We start from the raw sequence: 17,188 nt of genomic DNA, 5'->3' as shown, positions 1-17,188 counted from the left end.
TCTTGACGCTTCAAGCCGGGGCGACCTATCAAGAACGTCGGGGCTGGAGCATGTATCTTGGTCCCAAAATCCCGGAGATGCCGATGGACGAGTCCAATCCGTTTTATTCCGACAGCCGCTGGAACAACATGTACGCCTATGCCCAGACCCTGCAGGATCTGGTGCGGACCGGGGGCGACCCCGTGGAGGAGTGCATCACCACGCTTTCATTGGTTTTGCAGCAGTTTCCGGAGGGGCCGCCCTTGGATGAGGACAGCCACCGCGTGCAATGCGTGCGTTTGCTCGTGCGCAATGTTTTGGGAGCATTGCGGGAACATACACTGGACCAGGCACGCAAGGAGCAAAAATGATCTGGCATGACGCCGATCGCGTGGACTGCTGGCGCGACTGTTGAAGCGGCTTTCGGGAGCTTAGTTTGAAGCTCCGTGCCGCTGGGGCCGACACCCCGTACCGTGTGGAGATCTTACCGGACCAGCGGGAGAATTTGGGACGGTTGCTGCGCCATGCGCGTGCCCGTGTGGAGGAGGAATGCCTGCTCGACAACGGCCACGTTGAATTGCGGGTGCGCTCCGCCGGGGAGGAGAAGACCGGCTGAATAAACGCTGCGGCCATGTACAAGGCAAGGGGTGCCGTTGGATCGAATATGTGATACAGCTTTTCTCGGAGCATTTTCCGAGGAGGCCGGGGTGTCGAGTATCTCCATTGGTTCCATCCTGTACAAAATTGTTTTTTCATTCATGACCGCATTGGCTCTGGGAGTTCTCCCGGTATGGGCCGAAGCGGGCAACACCATCCCCGACAGCGTGGACGGCATTCGCATGGGCGCGTTCCTGAGTGATCTTGAAGGGTTGGCCTTTTCCCGGGACATGACCCTGCATGACGAAGTGGCCGGAGACTCCCTGATCCGATATTATGTTCGGTCGGAGCCGCCCGCCCCCATCGGCGGCGTGGTGCTGGATCGTCTGGAATTCGGCTTTTGCGATGGATACGTCTGCTCCATCCGTGGGGAAGCCGCAGGCGAGGCCGCGTATCATTCTTTGCGCAAATATTATTCCCGGCAATACGGAACCGAGAATCGGCGGGTGCTGCTGTACGGTTCCCAGTGGGATCGGTATTGCGAGGAAGACTGGTCTCGCCGAGGATCGGGCGTGCGCTGGGTGCTGTGTGAACACGCCACGGACAATTGCGCGGTGTTTTCTATTCGTTATGATCCGCAGCAGAACCGGACCGTGTTGCTGCTCGGAGATGCCTTCACGGAGTGAAGTTTTCGGACCGGGACGCGCTGAAGAGGAGGGATTCAGGCATCGGCCTTGACCGGTGCGGAGTCAGGGTCAACGGTGCGTGGAGCCGGACGGGGGTGAATGTTGATTGCGGCTGTCCGGAGCAATGGGAAATTCCAGCCGCAGCCGTGTACCCCGGCCGGGCTTTGATTGGATATCCAGTTTGCCGCCGAGCATGTTGGCCCGTTCCATGAGTCCGGGCAGGCCCATGCGTTTTTCCAGGATGGCTTCGTGCGAACGCCTAGGATAGTCGAATCCCGCGCCATTGTCCTCCACACGAAGAATGACGTTGGGGTGCGAGGCCACGAGCCGGACCGTGGCCGTATCCGCGCCGGAATGTTTGCGCACGTTGCTTAGCGCCTCCTGCACGATGCGAAAAACGTGGATGCCCGCATCCCCGTCCAGTCGTACATAATCCATGCCCGCCGAGGAAAAATCCACCTGTAGCCCGGTGACCGAGGCCACGCTCCGGCAGTAGTCGGCAATGGTCTTGTCCAGTCCGATCTGATCCAGGCCCGACGGGCGCAGATCATGGGCCATATCGCGGACCGAGGCAATGGATTTGCCGAGTATTTCCGCACACCGCAGAGCGCGTTCACGGGTTTGGGGCGGCAGGTCGGCCTCGTCGTCGAATAGGGTTTCAAAGGCGATTTTCAAGGCGGAGAGATCCTGGGCCACGTTGTCGTGCAGGTCAAGGGCCACGCGGCGACGTTCAAATTCCTGGATACGCAGTATTTCCCGGGACAAAATGTTCCGGTACTCCTCGGCGCGTTTGCGGTCCGTGATGTCCATGACCGAGCCTTCGTAAAACAGAACCGTGTTGCCCGAGCCGCGGACCGCACGGGCCGTGCATTCTACCCAGATAAGCTCTCCGTTGCGTCGGCGCAGCTGGTAGATGAAGGGATCCGGGCGGGGGTGTCCTTCCACATGCTCACGGAATTTTTTGCGTACCGAGGGCGTTGCATAGGTTTGTTCGGCAATGTCCTCAAGTTCGGCCACGCATTGGGCCGGCGTGTTATATCCGAGCATGGCGGCCAGGGTCGTGTTGGCCGAGAGCAGCCGTCCATCCGGGGTGGACCGGAACAGGCCCACCGTGGCGTTTTCAAACAGGGTCCGGTATTTGGTTTCCGCCTGGGTAAGGAAGGTTTGTTTTTCTTCCAGCCGTTCGGTCATGTCGTTGACGGCTTCGGCCAATTCGGCCAGCTCGTCGTTTTGCCGCAGGTGAACCCTGGCTTGCATCTCCCCGCCCGCCACCCGGCGGATGACATCGAGAATGCGCCGCACCGGGCTGAACAGGTTGCGCATGAAGAAGTACAGCGTGGTGATGAAGCAGACCGGCAGGATCAGCAGGGTGATCAGCAGAATGCTGCGGGTGGTGTCCACCCGGGCCTGGTCCAGAGCTTCCCGTGTCCGGCGCACCGAGGAAAGCAGATTGGATTCGGAAATGACGTAGCCCAATCGCCAGTTGGTGGACGGTAATCGTTCGAAGGCGAGCAGGTATGGGGTTTGTTCCAGACGAAGGGAGAGCACGCCCTGTGGTTCGTCACGCATGGCTTGCGCGGCGGTGCGTATGGCCGGATCCTGGGAGTCGGTCAGGCCGATGCGGAGCAGCTCACCCGGCCGCAGGTGGTCGGCCGCGTTCAGGCCGAAAAGGTGCAGTTTCCCCGTGGGAAAGGCGATCAGCCCGCCTTGATCCGTGATCAAGAAACTGAACCCCTGCTGGGAATTGCCGTCCAGCACATGTCGTATCAGCCGTTGTACCGAGATATCCACGCCTGTGGCCGCCACAAATTTGCCTTGGTCGTCATGTACGGGCATGCTCAGGGTCACCACCAGACCCTGCCCCATGGAGTCCTGATAAATTTCATTCCAAAGCGGGCCGCCTTTGGGGTTGGCCTCGGGCGTGACGCTGGCAAAGCAGACATCGTCCCGGTAGTCCAGTTCTTCAGGACTGGGCATGAACTGGGCGTGGTGAATGTTGGGATAATAGCGCGACAAGGCGTCCGCGGTGATGACCCAGGCCGCTACGGAACCGGCTGTGGCCTGCTGACAATGCCGCAGGAGCGGATCGACGTGGGAAAGGGCGTTGATGCGTTGGCGGATTTTCGGAGTCGGAGTGTCGAAATCCCAATAGGCTCCCGATGCCAGACTCTCGAGATCGTTGGTAAAGACGCCATTTGCGCTGCGCCGGATAAGCCGTTCCTTGGGATTGAAATTGCGCTGCCCGTAAAACGCTTCCTGGCTTAGGAAGCGTCCCAGGCTCGATGCCGTATACCTGACGGTTTTTTCTGCCTGATAAAAAATGGATTGATAGTGCAGAGCACGTTCCTGAACGGCAGAGGCCAGGCTGCTTCGGGCCAGAGCGCGAATGGAGCGTTCGTTTTGTTCCGCGGAAAATTCACCCAGGGCATTGATCTGATCCAGAGAAATAAAGGAGACCAGTGCCGCCGTAGCCAGAATGGACCCGAGCAAGACCAGGGAGAAGCGCGCCACGAGGCGGGGGAGCGGAAGGGGGAGCACAGGTCGTCAACTCCGGTTCAATGTTGGGTTGGGGGTATGCCGGAAGCCAGTGGATTGTGCAGCAGGATACCTGTTTTGAGCAAACCGTATACTCCGGCCAGCACGGCTTCGGCCGCATCGTGCCGCAGCGACGTGGGGCGCTTGGCCCCGGACCATTCCACTATTTTTCGGGCCAGTGCGTACGCCTCCTGTTTGGCCAGCTTGCCGCTGGTGCGTTGGCGGAGGGGCAGAAGTTTCTTGCGCCATTCTTCAGCCTGGATTTGAAGGGTGGCAATGTCCTGTTTTTTTGCCGTGGCCAGCCAGATGTCCGCCAGCCTGCCTCCGCCCTCCAAAATGAGCAAGTCCGGAGAGTGGCGGTGCAGGAGATTGTTTGCGGCCCGGCGCAGCCGAGACGCCTGCCCGAGGTTGTGGGAGCGGCACCAGTGCAGACGTCCATCCGTACCGAACAGGGCCAGTCCGGTGCGCAGTCCCACATCTACGGCCAAAATCATGAGCGTTTGGTCGAGCGGAGTCTAATCGTCGTCCGATCCGCCGGAATCGGAATCCTGGCTGTCCGGGATGCCGTCATTGTCCCGGTCGGTATCGGCTCCCCGATTGTAATATTGGTCGTTGTAGTAGGTGTTGTTCCTGGAGCGACGGCGCTTTTTGGAGCGCATGCTCCACCATACCAGCGCCACAATGATCAGCAGAACGAACAGGCCTTCATTCATGTACTTCCCCTTGCGATTGCCCCGTGACCCGGAAATCGGAATCTATATATGATGACACCGTACACGAACCTGACGGGCTTTTCCAGCATTGGCGCGTTGAAAATGAAGCCGCGGGAACCGGATACGCGGGGCCGGATGCGAAAAAACGTTCCAGCCGACACGCAAGCACGATGCGGCCGGTCTGGAACGTTCACGGTACGTTTGAGGCGTACTCTTTGTGTATCGTGCGATCAGGCTTCCTTACCGTTGATGCTGTAGAGTTTGGTGCGCATTTTGAGCAGCACCTCATGACACTGCTCCAGTTCACTGGGCGGAAAGCCGTTGAGGAGTTCTTTTTCCAAGGTGAAACAGACCCTGGTGATCTCCTCCAGAAGCCGAATGGCCTTGGGTTGCAGCTCCACGAACTTGACGCGTCTGTCCTGGTCCGAAACTTCGCGCCGCACCCAGCCGCCTTTTTCCAATTGGTCCAGGGCGCGCGCCAGGGTGGGACTTTCCACCCCCATGGCCTCGGCGATTTCCCGCTGGGAAACCGGCGACCCCAGGAACTGGACGGTTTTCAAGGCCATCCAGCGGCTGTTGCTCAGACCCAGCGGCTTGAGCCGCTGGTCCAGGGCGTAGCGCCATTCGCGGGACACTTCGTACAAGGTCAATCCGAGCAGGTTGGAGCCTTGCCGCAACCCCCATTGGATGCACTCGTTCTCCAATTGAGGGGGGTATTGGGGCGTACTCATGCCTGTTGCTCCTTGCCTCGCTTGCCGCGCACCCATTCCGTGGCTCCCATGATCATGCGGTAGAACGTGGGAATGAAGAACGTGGCGATGTAGGTTGCGGCGAGCATGCCGCCGATAACGCCTGTTCCGATAGCGTGGCGCGAGGCCGCACCTGCGCCGGAGCTGATGGCCAGCGGGACAACGCCGAGCACAAAGGCCATGGATGTCATGATGATGGGCCGGAAGCGCAAATGGGCGGCCTGGGCTGCGGATTCGAGCAGAGAAAGCCCCTGCCGGCGTAACTGCACAGCAAATTCCACAATGAGAATGGAGTTCTTGGCGGACAGTCCGATGAGCGTCAGCAGCGCAATCTGTAAATAGACGTCATTGGACAGACCGCGCAGCCAGGTGGCGGCAATGGCACCGAACAGGGCGAACGGAACCACCATGATGACCGCCAGTGGCAGGGTCCACTGTTCATACTGGGCCGCCAGGATCAGGAAGACCATGAGCAGGCCGAGCAGGAATACAAAGGTCGCGCTGTCGCCCGAGGTGGTTTCCTGGTAGGCGGAGCCTGTCCAGGCCAGGGCGTATTCATGGCCGAGCACTTCGTCGGCGATTTCCTGCATGGCCTGGAGCGCCTGTCCCGAGCTGTAGCCTGGAGCAGGACCGCCCACCAGCTTGGCCGCGGGGAACACGTTGAAGCGTTCCACGGTTACCGGTCCGGTGGTCTGCTCCACATTCACCAACGCCGTGAGCGGGATCATGTCGCCGTCGTCAGAGCGGACGTATACATTGGAGAGATCACCGGGATTGTCGCGGTACTCGGCCTCGGATTGCATGTTCACCTGGAACGTGCGCCCCAGCATGTTGAAGTCGTTGATGTAGTACGATCCGAAGGTGGCCTGCATGGTGGAGAACACACGGTCCACGGGAACCCCCATGGCCATGGCCCGTTCCCGGTCCAGGTTCACGCGCAGTTGTGGCCAGTTGGCGGAGTAGGTGGTGGACACGCGGCCCAGTTCAGGGCGTTTTCCTGCGGCGGCGATGACCTTTTGCGTCACTGCCGCCAATTCCGTGGCGCTTCCGCCCGCCCGGCTCTGGATGTAGCCTTCAAAGCCGCCGGTGTTGCTCATGCCCTGAATGGGAGGCATGCCAAAGCAGAGCACAAAGGCGTCCGTGATGGGATAGGCCAGACCGAAAACGCGTTTCACGAAGCTGTCCGCGTCTTGCCCTTCTCCTGTGCGTTCGCTCCAGGGCTTGAGTTTGATGAAGGTGGTGCCGGAGTTGGACTTTCGGGTGCCGGAGAGTATGTCCAGGCCGGTGAGGGAGATGAAGGAATCCACCTCGGGCTGGGCCTTCAGGCTTTGGTCCAGTTGGTCCATGGCGGCTTCGGTGCGGTCCATGGACGCACCGTCCGGCAACATGGTCACGGCCATAGCATAGCCCTTGTCTTCATTGGGCACGAGGCCGCCCGGCACCTTGTTGAACAGCCCCCAGGTGCAGGCAACGAGCGCGGCAAAGAGCAGCAGCGCCAAAAAGCCGCGTTTGAGCATGAAGCGTACGCCCGAGGTGTACCCGTTGGTAACGCGGTCAAAGAACTTGTTGAACCATTGCAGCGGCCGGATCGCGCTGCCGTGCTTTTCGCGCAGCAGCAGCGCGCACAGGGCCGGGGTCAGGGTCAGGGCCACGACGCCGGAGATGACCACGGACACGGCGATGGTCACGGCAAATTGTTTATACATTTCACCGGCTAGGCCGCCCATGAAAGCAACAGGGACGAACACGGCGCAGAGCACCAGCACTGTGGCCACCAGAGCACCGGACACTTCGTCCATGGCCTTGATGGTCGCCTGCTTGGGCGGGAGTTTGTGCTCCCGCATGACGCGCTCCACGTTCTCGATGACCAGAATGGCGTCGTCCACCACGGTGCCGATGGCCAGCACCAGGCCGAACATGGTCAGGGTGTTGATGGAAAAGCCCAAGGCCTGCATGCCGGCGAACGCGCCGATGATGGAGACCGGAACCGCCAGAACCGGGATGACCGTGGCGCGCCAGTCCTGCAGAAAGAGGAAGATGATCAGCGAGACGAGCAGGAAAGCTTCGATCAAGGTTTGCCGCACTTCTTCCACGGAAATGCGCACAAAGGTTGTGGTGTCGTATGGCAGGGAATAGATGATGCTTTCCGGGAAGTTCTGCGAAAGCTCTTCCATTTTGTCATGGACCCGTTCCGCCGTGTCCAGGGCGTTGGCGCCGGGCGCGAGGTAAATGCCCATGGCCACGGACGGATCACCCGTGATTTTGGAGTCCACTCGATAGGCCTTGGAACCCAGCTCAATGCGGGCCACGTCCCGCAGACGCAAAATGGTGCCGTCCGGATTAGCGCGCAGGATGATGTCGCCGAATTCGTCGATGTCCGTAAGTCGGCCCAGGGTGGTGACCGTATATTTCAGCTCCACTTGGCCGGTAGGACGTGAACCAACGGAACCGGCCGCGAACTGGGCGTTTTGTTCCTTGATGGCTTCGGCCACATCCGCTGGAGTCAGGCCCAGCTGTGCCAGTCTGTCCGGTTGCAGCCAGACGCGCATGGAGTAGTCCCTGGATCCGAAAATCGTGGCGTCGCCCACGCCTTCGAGACGTTTGAGTTCGTCCACGATGTTCACCAGGGCGTAGTTGCTCATGTAGGTGGTGTCGTAGCGTCCGCCTTCGGACATGAGGTTGACCACCTGGAGCATGCTGGAAGAGCGCTTGCGAACGGTGACGCCGAGGCGGCGCACCTCCTCGGGCAGACTGTTTAGGGCCGCCTGCACGCGGTTGTTCACGTTGATGGTGTTCTGGTCCGGGTCCGAGCCAACGGCAAAGGTCACGGTGATGCTCAGGGTGCCGCTGTCCGAGCTGGCGGAGTTGACGTAGAGCATGTCGTCCACACCGTTGATTTGCTGCTCCAGGGGAGCGGCCACGGTGTCGGCGATGACTTCGGCGCTGGCGCCGGGGTAGTTGGCCGAGACTTCCACCTGCGGTGGCACGATCTCCGGGAATTCCGCAATGGGCAGATTGAACAGGGAGATAGCCCCTGCCAGGCAGATCACCAGGGAAATGACCGTGGCGAAAACCGGGCGGTTGACGAAAAAGCGGGAGAACATCCTATTGCTCCTCTCCGTCAGGGGTTTGGCCGTCCGGGGCCGAGCCGTCGCCGGGAGCCTGTCCTTCAGGCGGTTGCGGCTGCGCCACGTTCACCGGAGCGCCGGGCCGTACTTTGATCACGCCCTCACTGACGATGCGGTCCCCGGCTTCCAGGCCGGATTCCACCACAAAGGAATCCTCAATTTCAATGCCGAGCTTGAGCGGGCGGGGAGTGGGCATGTTCTGTTCGTCGAGGACATAGGCTATTGGTCCCTGCTGGGTGAAGAGCACGGCGCGCTGCGGGATGAGCAGGGCGTCCTTGAGCACGGCGCCCTTGACGAAGATGCGGACGTACTGCCCAGGCAAAACGAGCTTGTCCGGGTTGGAGAACTCTCCGCGTACACGGATGGAACCGGTTTGGGGATCCACGCGTTTATCGGAAAAGTTGATGAAGCCGGAGATGGGATAGATACTGCCGTCCACCAGCCGCAGTCCCAACGTGTACTCGTCGTTTTCCAGGAACATTTTGCCCTCAGCCAGCCAGCGGCGGTTACGCAGGGCCACGGCGCTGGGTACGGAAAAGTTCACGTAGAACGGATCCAGCTGAGTGATGGTGGTGAGCACGCTGCTGTTGGAAATCACCAGGCTGCCTTCACTCATGGTTTCCTTGCTGGTCATGCCGGAAATGGGCGCACGCACCTCATTGTAATCCACGCTGATGCGGGCGTCGCGGACCTTGGCTTCGGCTTCCTGTACGCTGGCCAGGGCGGATTCGTAGGCGGTGACCGCGTTGTCGCGTTCCTGGGCGCTTACAGCTCCGTCCTTGTAGAGTTTGACGATACGGTTGCGCTCACGTCGGGCGTTTTCCAGAGTGGCCCGTTCCCGAGCCAGGGTGCTCACGTATTGGGCGAGATTGGCGTCGGATTTTTCCGGGTCAATGGTGAAGAGCAGGTCGTTCTCATCCACATATGACCCTTCCACGTATTTGCGTTCCAGGAGAATGCCGCCGGTACGGGCGGTTATGTCGATTTCCCGCGCTCCCGCGGTCTGCCCCATATATTCGAACGTGATGGGCTGGTTCGCGCGCTTAATGGTCATGGCTTTGACCATGGGCGGCGGCATCTGTCCTTGTTGTTCCTCGTTGCCGCAGCCGGACAGGGCCAGGGCAAAAACGACAAGCAGCAGCAGGCCCAGACGATGGATGGTGGTGTGGATCGTGGTCACGGTTCCTTCCGTTGTTGGATATTGGTTGCCAAGAAAGTTAGCTGGCTAATTATTAGAGAGGCAACTGATAGCCGCGCAACTATTATCTGTCAAGCGAGGTGAAAAATAACAATGACATTTCCATATCGTGATGATTTTTAATGGAAAAAGATGTTCCGTGACGATGGCGACAGGCCCGAAATAAAAAAGGCGGTGGCCGAAGCCACCGCCCTGAAGGGTCGAGATGAAGCCGTATCTACAGCTTGCAGGCGGTTTTCAGATCATCTGCGGCATCGGTCTGTTCCCAGGTGAATTCGGGGAGTTCCCGGCCGAAGTGACCGTAGTTGGTGGTCTTGCGGAAAATGGGGCGGCGCAGGTTCAAGCGCTCCTGGATGAAGTACGGGCGCAGGTCAAAGACTTCGCGCACGGCCTTGGTCAGGGTTTCGTCGCTGCACTCGCCGGTGCCGTGGGAGGTGACCACCACGGAAACAGGCTCGGCCACGCCGATGGCGTAGGCGATTTGGACTTCGCACTCGCGGGCCAGGCCTGCGGCGACCACGTTTTTGGCAACGTAGCGGGCCATGTAGGCACCGGAACGGTCCACCTTGGACGGATCCTTGCCGGAGAATGCGCCACCGCCGTGGGCGCCGGCTCCACCATAGGTGTCCTGGATGATTTTGCGTCCGGTCAGGCCGCAGTCACCCACGGGACCGCCGATGACGAACCGGCCGGTGGGGTTCACGTAGACCTTGAGGTCGTCGTCCAGCAGATCCTGGGGCAGGCTGTGGAAGATCACTTCCTTTTTGATGGCTTCCACGAGGTCGGCATGGGCGATGTGTTCATCATGCTGGGAGGAGACCACCACGTTGTCGATGCGCACGGGCTTGCCGTCTTCATACTGCACGGCCACCTGGGTCTTGCCGTCGGGCCGCAGGAAGTCGAGTATTCCTTCCTTGCGAACGTAGGTCAGGCGGCGGGACAGCTTGTGGGCCATGTAGATGGAAGTGGGCATCAAGGGTTCGGTCTCGCGGGTGGCGAAGCCGAACATCATGCCCTGGTCGCCCGCGCCCATTTCTTCGGGCTTCTGGCGGTCTACGCCCTGGGCGATGTCCGGGGACTGTTTGTCAATGGAGGAGATGACGGCGCAGGTCTGCCAGTCAAAGCCCATGGTGTCGGAGGAATTGTAGCCGATGCTTTTGATGGTGTCCCGCACGATCTCGGGCAGATCGGCGTAGGCCGAGGTGGTGATTTCACCGGCGATGAAGGCCATGCCCGTTGTGACGAGCGTTTCGCAGGCAACGCGGGAGGCGGGATCCTGGCCGATGAGGGCGTCGAGCACCGCATCGGAAATCTGGTCGGCCACCTTGTCCGGGTGTCCTTCGGTTACGGATTCCGAGGTGAAAATGTATTTCCCTTTGGGCGAAAAAAACATGCAGTATCCTCCTTACAAAGTGGTCAGCCGCAGGGACGCTGTTCCAATACCTGTTCGATGTTGTTGTCTTCGTCCACGAGCACCACATGGGCCGCGTGGTTTTTGATTTCATCCTGGTCCAGCCAGGCATAGGCCGCTACAATAACTTTTTGTCCCGCTTCGCCGCGCAAGGCGGCGGCCCCGTTGAGGCAGATCTCACCCGGACCGCCGGGAATGGCGTAGGTGGTCAGGCGTTCGCCGTTGCCCAGGTTGTATACGTCCACCTGTTCATAGGGCAGTATGCCCGCGGCCTCAAGCAGTCTGGTATCCACGGACAGGCTGCCGTGGTAGTCGGGGTTGGCCCTGGTGATGGTCGCGCCATGCACCTTGGCGTTCAGGAAGCACCTGCCGGGCATCCTCATTACACCTCCAGAAGAAGATTGTCTATCAACCGGGCGTTTTTCATCCGTATGGCAACGGCCAGCAGGGCGCGTTGTTCCACTGTTTCCAGCGGGTGCAGATCGTCCGGATCCACAATGCTCAGGTAGTCGGCCTCTCCCAGGGGGAGTGCGGCGTCGTAATATTCGTGCAATGTTTGCAGCAGGCGGGGAGCGGAGCGTTCTCCGTCGTGCAGCGCGGTTTGCACGGTCAGAAGCCCCTGGCGGATGGCGGGCGCCTGGGCGCGTTCCTCGGGGGAGAGCCGCACGTTGCGGGAGCTGAGGGCAAGCCCGTCCTCTTCGCGGACGATGGGTCCGGCTTGGATCTGTACGGGCATGTTCAGGTCACGCACCATGCGCCGGATGATGGCCAGTTGCTGCCAGTCCTTTTGGCCGAACACCGCCAGCTCCGGCTGCACCAGGTGGAGCAGCTTGCAGACCACGGTGCAGACCCCGCGAAAGTGTGTGGGGCGGGTCGCGCCGCATAAGCCGCGTGCCAGTTCCGGCACTTCGATCCATGTGGCGTGATCCGGGGCGTACATGCTGCCCGGCTCGGGCATGAACAGGGCGTCCACGCCGTGTGCTTCGGCCAGGGCGGCATCACGATCATGATCCCGTGGGTAGCTGTCCAGATCTTCGTTGGGTCCGAATTGGGTCGGGTTCACGAACAGGGAAACCACCAGCTTGTCGGCCTGGGGGCTGGCCCGGTCCATGAGCGAGAGGTGGCCTGCGTGAAAATAGCCCATGGTGGGAACCAGGGCCGTCCGCAGCCCCTGGTCGCGCCAGTGGCGGCAGGTGGTCTGCAATTCGTTGGGGTCGGTGATGGTAATCATTGGCTTGGCCTCCGGCAAGGCAATCAGGGCTATGTCATTTTGTACGGGTTGTCCAGCGTAACGCTTGAGAAATATGTGCTGCAAGGATAAGGTTCCAGAATATGAGTGTGAAGCGTAATGATTTGCTGCGGGGGGTTCCCCCGCTTACCGGCAGGGATCTCGTGGAATTTGAACATGCGCTCAAGGATGCGTTGCGTCTTCATGTGCCGTTCGAGTCCTACAGCCTCTTTTTCCCGGAGTCCATGAATCAGGGGCAGGGGGAACCCAAGGCGTCCTATCGTTCCTCCAGCCGGGAGTTGCTGTTGCCCCTGGTGCTGGAGGATCATCTCTTGGGCTGGTTCGTGGCCCGGGGAGTGCGGCTCAAGGCGCCGCGCAGTGCTCCGGCCTATCTGGCAGCGTTGGCGCGGGGCGAGCTGGAAAAATTTGCGCTTTATAAAAGCAGCATTACGGATCGGCTTACCGGCCTGTTCAACCGCGATCATTTTTTGGACGTCCTGGAGCGGGAGATCGAGTTGGTGGATGCCGCGCTCATGGCCGGGGACGCGGTGGCCTTGGACGCGGCCGGGCGGGGAAGCGGTTTTTCCGGCGGTCTGGGCGTTATTTCTTTGGATCTGGATCGATTCATGCTCATCAATGAGCGGTACGGCTACGGCGTGGGGGATGCCATTTCCCAGGCGGCGGGCAATGCCCTGCTGCGTATTTGCCCACAGCACGCCGTGGCTGCGCGGCTGATTCATGACCGTTTTGCCGTGTTTTTGCCGGATGCCCGTCCCCGGGCCTGTTTTCAACTCGCCGAACTGATCCGGTCGGGCATTTCCCGTCTGACACATACGGACCCCGTCACCGGCGACGCCATTTCCGTGACGGCCAGCGTGGGACACGTCTGCTATCCCCAGGGAATGACCGGCCCGCAATTGGGACGCTCCACGCCGGAACGCGCCCGCATCCTGCTGCGCAAGGCCACCAAGGCCGTGTCCACGGCCAAACAGCATGGCCGCAACCGGGTCTTTGGATTTGCGGACATATTGGCCAAGGGGGGTAAAATTCTGGATGTTTTACCCATGGGGCGGCTCAGCGTGACGCTTGGCCGGGACGTGGATGCCCGGGTGGGCCAGCGGTTTTTGATTTTACCTTCAGGCGGGGGACACCGGGCAGCGGACGCAAAAGGCCATCGGCAGGGAGTGGAAGCGGCCGGGAATGTGACGCACAAGGGCGAAGCCGTGCTCATTGAGGTGCAGAACGACATGGCCTATGCCGATGTGCTGCACGCTACGGATCCGTCCCTGCCGATTTCGGCGGGTGATCGTCTTGTCAAGGTTTCCGAGGAGGGCGCTCCCTTTGAACACGACGGCACGGGGCGGGTTGATGCGGATCGGGACCGGGTCACCGGGTTGTATGCGCATCGTGATTTCTTGGCGCGCTGGCCTGTGCTGCGCCGGGGACCGGAGACATTCTCCCTGGTGCTCTTCCGGGTGCTTTCCGGGGCGGACGGCTTTGCTCGCGGCTATGAAAGCGCCATGCGTTCCAGAGTGGCGGGACTGACCGAGCTGGTGGAGTCCCGCCTGCCCGAAGGCGCTGTGGGCGGTGAATTCGGTCTGGGCGGTGTGGTCTGGTTTTTGCCGGGCGTGGACAGAGACCGGGCGCAGGCCTTCATGCGGGACGTGGTCATGGATGCGGATCGGCGCGGTCTGGAACTGGCGGCCGGAAGCGGCGTGTATCCTTATATGTCCTTCACACGGGCCGACATGCTCGACAATGCGCGCAAGGCATTGGACCATGCCTTGCTTTTGGAGCATCCCCGCGCCGCGGTGTTTGATTCGGTTTCTTTGAACATTTCTGCGGATCGGCTGTTCATGCAGGGGGATCTGTTCGGGGCGGTGGAGGAGTTCAAGCTTTCCTTGCTGGCGGACGAGGCCAATGTCCTGGCCCGCAACTCCCTGGGGATTTGCTATGCCCAGCTCGGCAGACCGGAGCAGGCTCGAACCCAGTTTGCCGAGGCGTTGCGCCACGCACCCGACGATATCATGGCCGTATACAACCTGGGCTGGATCAGCCAGCGCATGGCAGATACGGACCGGGCCGCTGAATATTTTTCCCGTTGTCTTGAATTGGATCCGTCCCACATCTACAGCATGCTGCGCCTTGGAGCCTTGGCGGAGCAGCGTGGGGATAAGGACGTTGCGGAAAAATGGTATTTACGCGCTTCAGCGCTGCCCGGAGGGGAGCCGTTGACCATGCGGCATCTGGCGCGACTGGCCGTGGAGCGGGAGGACAAGGAGCGGGCCAGGGAGTGCCTGCATTTGGCGCTCAACGCCAACCACAACGACCATTACGCCATGTTCCTTCTGGCCCGGCTTTATCTGGACTCCGGCGAAGATCCGCAGATCGCGGAAGTGCTGGCCCGCCAATGCTCGGCTTTGGCTCCGGAAAAGAGCGAATATTGGGATTTGTTCATCCGTACGTTGAACGAACAGGGCAAAACCGAAGAAGCCCGCATGGCCGATGCCCGGAAGTTGCGGGGATAGCGTCGGTTTCGTCCCCTGGAAGTCTCAGGCGGCTCATGAAAAATCCGCTCTCTGCAACAGGAACGCATGCAGCGAGCGGATTTTTTGTGTTCATTTCCGAGCCGGTTGGGATTTTTGTCCGCGCAGGAGCGGCTATGCGCCGGTGGCTTGGAAGGCCGCGTTCACAATGGCCTTTGCCTCGTCTTGTATATCGGCAAGGTGCTCTGCGCCAAGAAAGCTTTCCGCATAGATTTTGTAGATGTCCTCGGTTCCCGAGGGGCGTGCCGCGAACCAGCCGTTTTTTGTGGTCACTTTCAGCCCGCCGATGGGCGCGTTGTTGCCCGGGGCGCGGGTCAGTCTTGCGAGAATCGGTTCTCCGGCCAGGTGTTCGGCAGTGACCATGTCCGGGGTGAGCTGTTTGAACGCGGCTTTTTGATCCGGACTGGCCGGGGCGTCGATGCGGGCATAGACCGGTTCGCCGAAGCGTTCCGTCAGCGACGTATACCGTTGGGCCGGATTGTTTCCCGTGGCCGTGATTTCGCAGGCCAGCAGGTCCATGATGATGCCGTCCTTGTCCGTGCTCCAGGCTGTGCCGTCCTTGCGCAGAAAGCTTGCGCCCGCGGACTCCTCACCGCCAAAGCCCAGCGAGCCGTCCAGAAGACCGTCCACGAACCATTTGAAGCCCACGGGGACTTCATACAGGGTGCGGTCCAGATGGGCGGCAACGCGATCGAGCATGGATGAGGAAACCAGGGTTTTGCCCAGCCCGGCGGCGCGGCTCCAGCCCGTGCGCGTCTGGAACAGATGTTCGCAGGCCACGGCCAGAAAATGATTCGGATTCATGAGTCCTTGCGATGTGACGATGCCGTGCCGGTCAAAGTCCGGATCATTGCCGAAGGCCACGTCAAATTGGTCCTTGAGCCGGATCAATCCTGCCATGGCGTGGGCGGAAGAGCAGTCCATACGGATTTTCAGGTCGTGATCCAGCGGCATGAACGCGAATCGCGGGTCCGTGGAGCGATTGACCACCTCGATATCCAGCCCATAGAGATCCGCGATAGGGTCGAAGTAGGCCAGACCGGATCCGCCCAACGGGTCGGCGCCGATTTTCAGCCCGGCCGAACGAATGGTCTCCATGTCCACCACGTTTTCCAAATCCAACACGTACGGGCGCACATAGTCGTGCAGGTGGACAAGCTCGGATTGAATCGCACGTTCATACGGCAGGCGGCGAACCTCGTGCAGGCCGTCACGCAGGATCTGGTTGGCGCGTTCCTGCACCGGGCCAGTGATGTTCGGTCCGGCCGGACCGCCCGAGGGTGGGTTGTACTTGAATCCCCCGTCGGAAGGCGGGTTGTGCGAGGGCGTGACCACCACGCCGTCGGCCAGGCTGCCTTTGCCGCCTCTGTTCCACGATAAAATGGCGTGAGAGATCACCGGGGTGGGAGTGTGGCCGTTGTCCTGCTGGATGAACACGTGTACGCCGTTGCCCGCCAGCACCTCAATGGCTGTCCGTTGGGCCGGTTCGGAGAGGGCGTGGGTGTCCATGCCGAGAAACAGGGGACCGTTCACGCCTGCCCGGGCGCGATGTTCGCAAAGGGCTTGGGTCACGGCCAGGATATGCCCTTCGTTGAATCCGCCCTCCAGAGCGCGTCCCCGATGGCCGGATGTGCCGAAGGAAACCGCCTGGCCCGGGATGTCCGGGTGGGGAGAGAGCGTATAATAGGCCTGGATCAATGCCTCGGGGTCCACGAGCATGGACGCGGGGGCCGGGGTTCCCGGACGGGGTTGCGGATCGGTCATGGAGCAGAATCCTCTGTTTTACTGGTGGGGTTGTGTGATGCTTGATACGGCGGGCGGCCGCCGTGGTCAATCCTCAAAGGCAATCCCGTGTTCCGTAAGCCGCTGTTCCAGATCTGCAACGCGTTGGTTGGTGTCGCGCAGTCGTTCCGCCAGAATTTCGGAGAAAATTCGATAAAAGAGTGCCTGGGCAATGAGTTTGTCCGCACCGGAGAGCCGGTTCAAAAATGCTCCGTCCACCACCACGCAGAGGCTGGGAGTCAGTGCCGTAATGCTGGCGGATCGGGGTTTGCCGTCGATAATGCCCATTTCACCGAATACGTCGCCAAGCCGGCGGATGCGGCCGACGCGCGCGCCTTTTCGGTCAATGCTCAAATCCCCGCCGATGAGGAAGAAAATGTGCTGATCATAGGCGCCTTCCTCGATCACTACTTCCCCGGGGTCATATTTCCTGAGTCTGGAAACGCGGAGAATTTCGCGCAGTTGTGCGGAGTTCAGGCTGTCAAAGACCGGCATTTGCCGGAGTCGGCCGATGATCTCCATGTTGGAGTGGTCCAATTCTTTCTCAATCATGTGTGCCCCGTTGGTCCAATGTGGTTTTATTCCCCAATATGGCCCAAATGCGAGGGAGCGGCAAGGTCCGGCGTCATTTTATCC

The 17,188-nt window shown here is 60.5% G+C and carries 15 protein-coding genes; 4 read left to right on the top strand and 11 right to left on the bottom strand.

What is annotated here, in order from left to right; genetic code table 11:
• The first annotated feature begins 83 nt into the window (after positions 1-83).
• From B5D49_RS01155 to B5D49_RS01145, 3 genes are all read left to right on the top strand, one after another.
• Positions 84-350, top strand: coding sequence for a hypothetical protein (locus B5D49_RS01155; RefSeq protein WP_078715812.1), 267 nt, complete (start codon positions 84-86; stop codon positions 348-350).
• 65 nt (positions 351-415) lie between these two features.
• Complete coding sequence (locus B5D49_RS01150; RefSeq protein WP_078715811.1) at positions 416-595, top strand: hypothetical protein; 180 nt, start codon at positions 416-418, stop codon at positions 593-595.
• A 91-nt stretch (positions 596-686) separates the two neighbouring features.
• Positions 687-1,262 carry a hypothetical protein gene (locus B5D49_RS01145; RefSeq protein WP_078715810.1) on the top strand — a complete coding sequence of 192 codons (576 nt, stop codon included), beginning with the start codon at positions 687-689 and terminating at the stop codon, positions 1,260-1,262.
• A 69-nt stretch (positions 1,263-1,331) separates the two neighbouring features.
• Here the strand turns inward: B5D49_RS01145 and B5D49_RS01140 are convergent, their stop codons facing one another.
• The 9 genes from B5D49_RS01140 to panC all read right to left on the bottom strand — a co-directional run bounded on the left by B5D49_RS01140 (position 1,332) and on the right by panC (position 12,227).
• Positions 1,332-3,800, bottom strand: coding sequence for a PAS domain S-box protein (locus B5D49_RS01140; protein ID WP_078715809.1), 2,469 nt, complete (start codon positions 3,798-3,800; stop codon positions 1,332-1,334).
• Positions 3,801-3,817: 17 nt separating this feature from the next.
• Positions 3,818-4,291 (bottom strand): hypothetical protein, encoded by a 474-nt coding sequence (locus tag B5D49_RS01135; protein ID WP_078715808.1) that lies wholly within the window; start codon positions 4,289-4,291, stop codon positions 3,818-3,820.
• Positions 4,292-4,312: 21 nt separating this feature from the next.
• Positions 4,313-4,510, bottom strand: a complete 198-nt coding sequence (locus tag B5D49_RS01130) for a hypothetical protein (protein ID WP_078715807.1) — start codon at positions 4,508-4,510, stop codon at positions 4,313-4,315.
• Positions 4,511-4,740: 230 nt separating this feature from the next.
• The gene (locus B5D49_RS01125; protein WP_159447095.1) at positions 4,741-5,241 is read right to left on the bottom strand and encodes a MarR family winged helix-turn-helix transcriptional regulator; all 501 of its coding nucleotides are present in this window, start codon (positions 5,239-5,241) and stop codon (positions 4,741-4,743) included.
• On the bottom strand, positions 5,238-8,363 hold the full coding sequence (locus tag B5D49_RS01120) for an efflux RND transporter permease subunit (RefSeq protein WP_078715805.1): 3,126 nt from the start codon (positions 8,361-8,363) through the stop codon (positions 5,238-5,240). The genes B5D49_RS01125 and B5D49_RS01120 overlap by 4 nt, the downstream gene beginning before the upstream one ends.
• A 1-nt stretch (position 8,364) precedes the next feature.
• Positions 8,365-9,567, bottom strand: a complete 1,203-nt coding sequence (locus tag B5D49_RS01115; protein WP_234990587.1) for an efflux RND transporter periplasmic adaptor subunit — start codon at positions 9,565-9,567, stop codon at positions 8,365-8,367.
• A gap of 235 nt (positions 9,568-9,802) precedes the next feature.
• Positions 9,803-10,978 carry a methionine adenosyltransferase gene (gene metK / locus B5D49_RS01110; RefSeq protein WP_078715804.1) on the bottom strand — a complete coding sequence of 392 codons (1,176 nt, stop codon included), beginning with the start codon at positions 10,976-10,978 and terminating at the stop codon, positions 9,803-9,805.
• A 23-nt stretch (positions 10,979-11,001) separates the two neighbouring features.
• On the bottom strand, positions 11,002-11,373 hold the full coding sequence (gene panD / locus B5D49_RS01105) for an aspartate 1-decarboxylase (protein WP_078716030.1): 372 nt from the start codon (positions 11,371-11,373) through the stop codon (positions 11,002-11,004).
• Positions 11,374-11,378: 5 nt separating this feature from the next.
• Positions 11,379-12,227, bottom strand: a complete 849-nt coding sequence (panC, locus tag B5D49_RS01100) for a pantoate--beta-alanine ligase (protein WP_078715803.1) — start codon at positions 12,225-12,227, stop codon at positions 11,379-11,381.
• Between the two features lie 101 nt (positions 12,228-12,328).
• Here panC and B5D49_RS01095 point away from each other — a divergent pair, with 101 nt between their 5' ends.
• Positions 12,329-14,752, top strand: a complete 2,424-nt coding sequence (locus B5D49_RS01095; RefSeq protein WP_078715802.1) for a GGDEF domain-containing protein — start codon at positions 12,329-12,331, stop codon at positions 14,750-14,752.
• A 132-nt stretch (positions 14,753-14,884) separates the two neighbouring features.
• Here the strand turns inward: B5D49_RS01095 and pgm are convergent, their stop codons facing one another.
• Positions 14,885-16,534 carry a phosphoglucomutase (alpha-D-glucose-1,6-bisphosphate-dependent) gene (pgm, locus tag B5D49_RS01090; protein WP_078715801.1) on the bottom strand — a complete coding sequence of 550 codons (1,650 nt, stop codon included), beginning with the start codon at positions 16,532-16,534 and terminating at the stop codon, positions 14,885-14,887.
• Positions 16,535-16,600: 66 nt separating this feature from the next.
• On the bottom strand, positions 16,601-17,104 hold the full coding sequence (locus tag B5D49_RS01085; RefSeq protein ID WP_078715800.1) for a Crp/Fnr family transcriptional regulator: 504 nt from the start codon (positions 17,102-17,104) through the stop codon (positions 16,601-16,603).
• Positions 17,105-17,188: the final 84 nt, after the last annotated feature.

It is taken from the genome of Paucidesulfovibrio gracilis DSM 16080 (assembly GCF_900167125.1).
Taxonomy (GTDB): domain Bacteria; phylum Desulfobacterota; class Desulfovibrionia; order Desulfovibrionales; family Desulfovibrionaceae; genus Paucidesulfovibrio; species Paucidesulfovibrio gracilis.
Note: the sequence above shows the minus strand (reverse complement) of the source record. Positions and strands in the feature narration are given on the sequence as shown.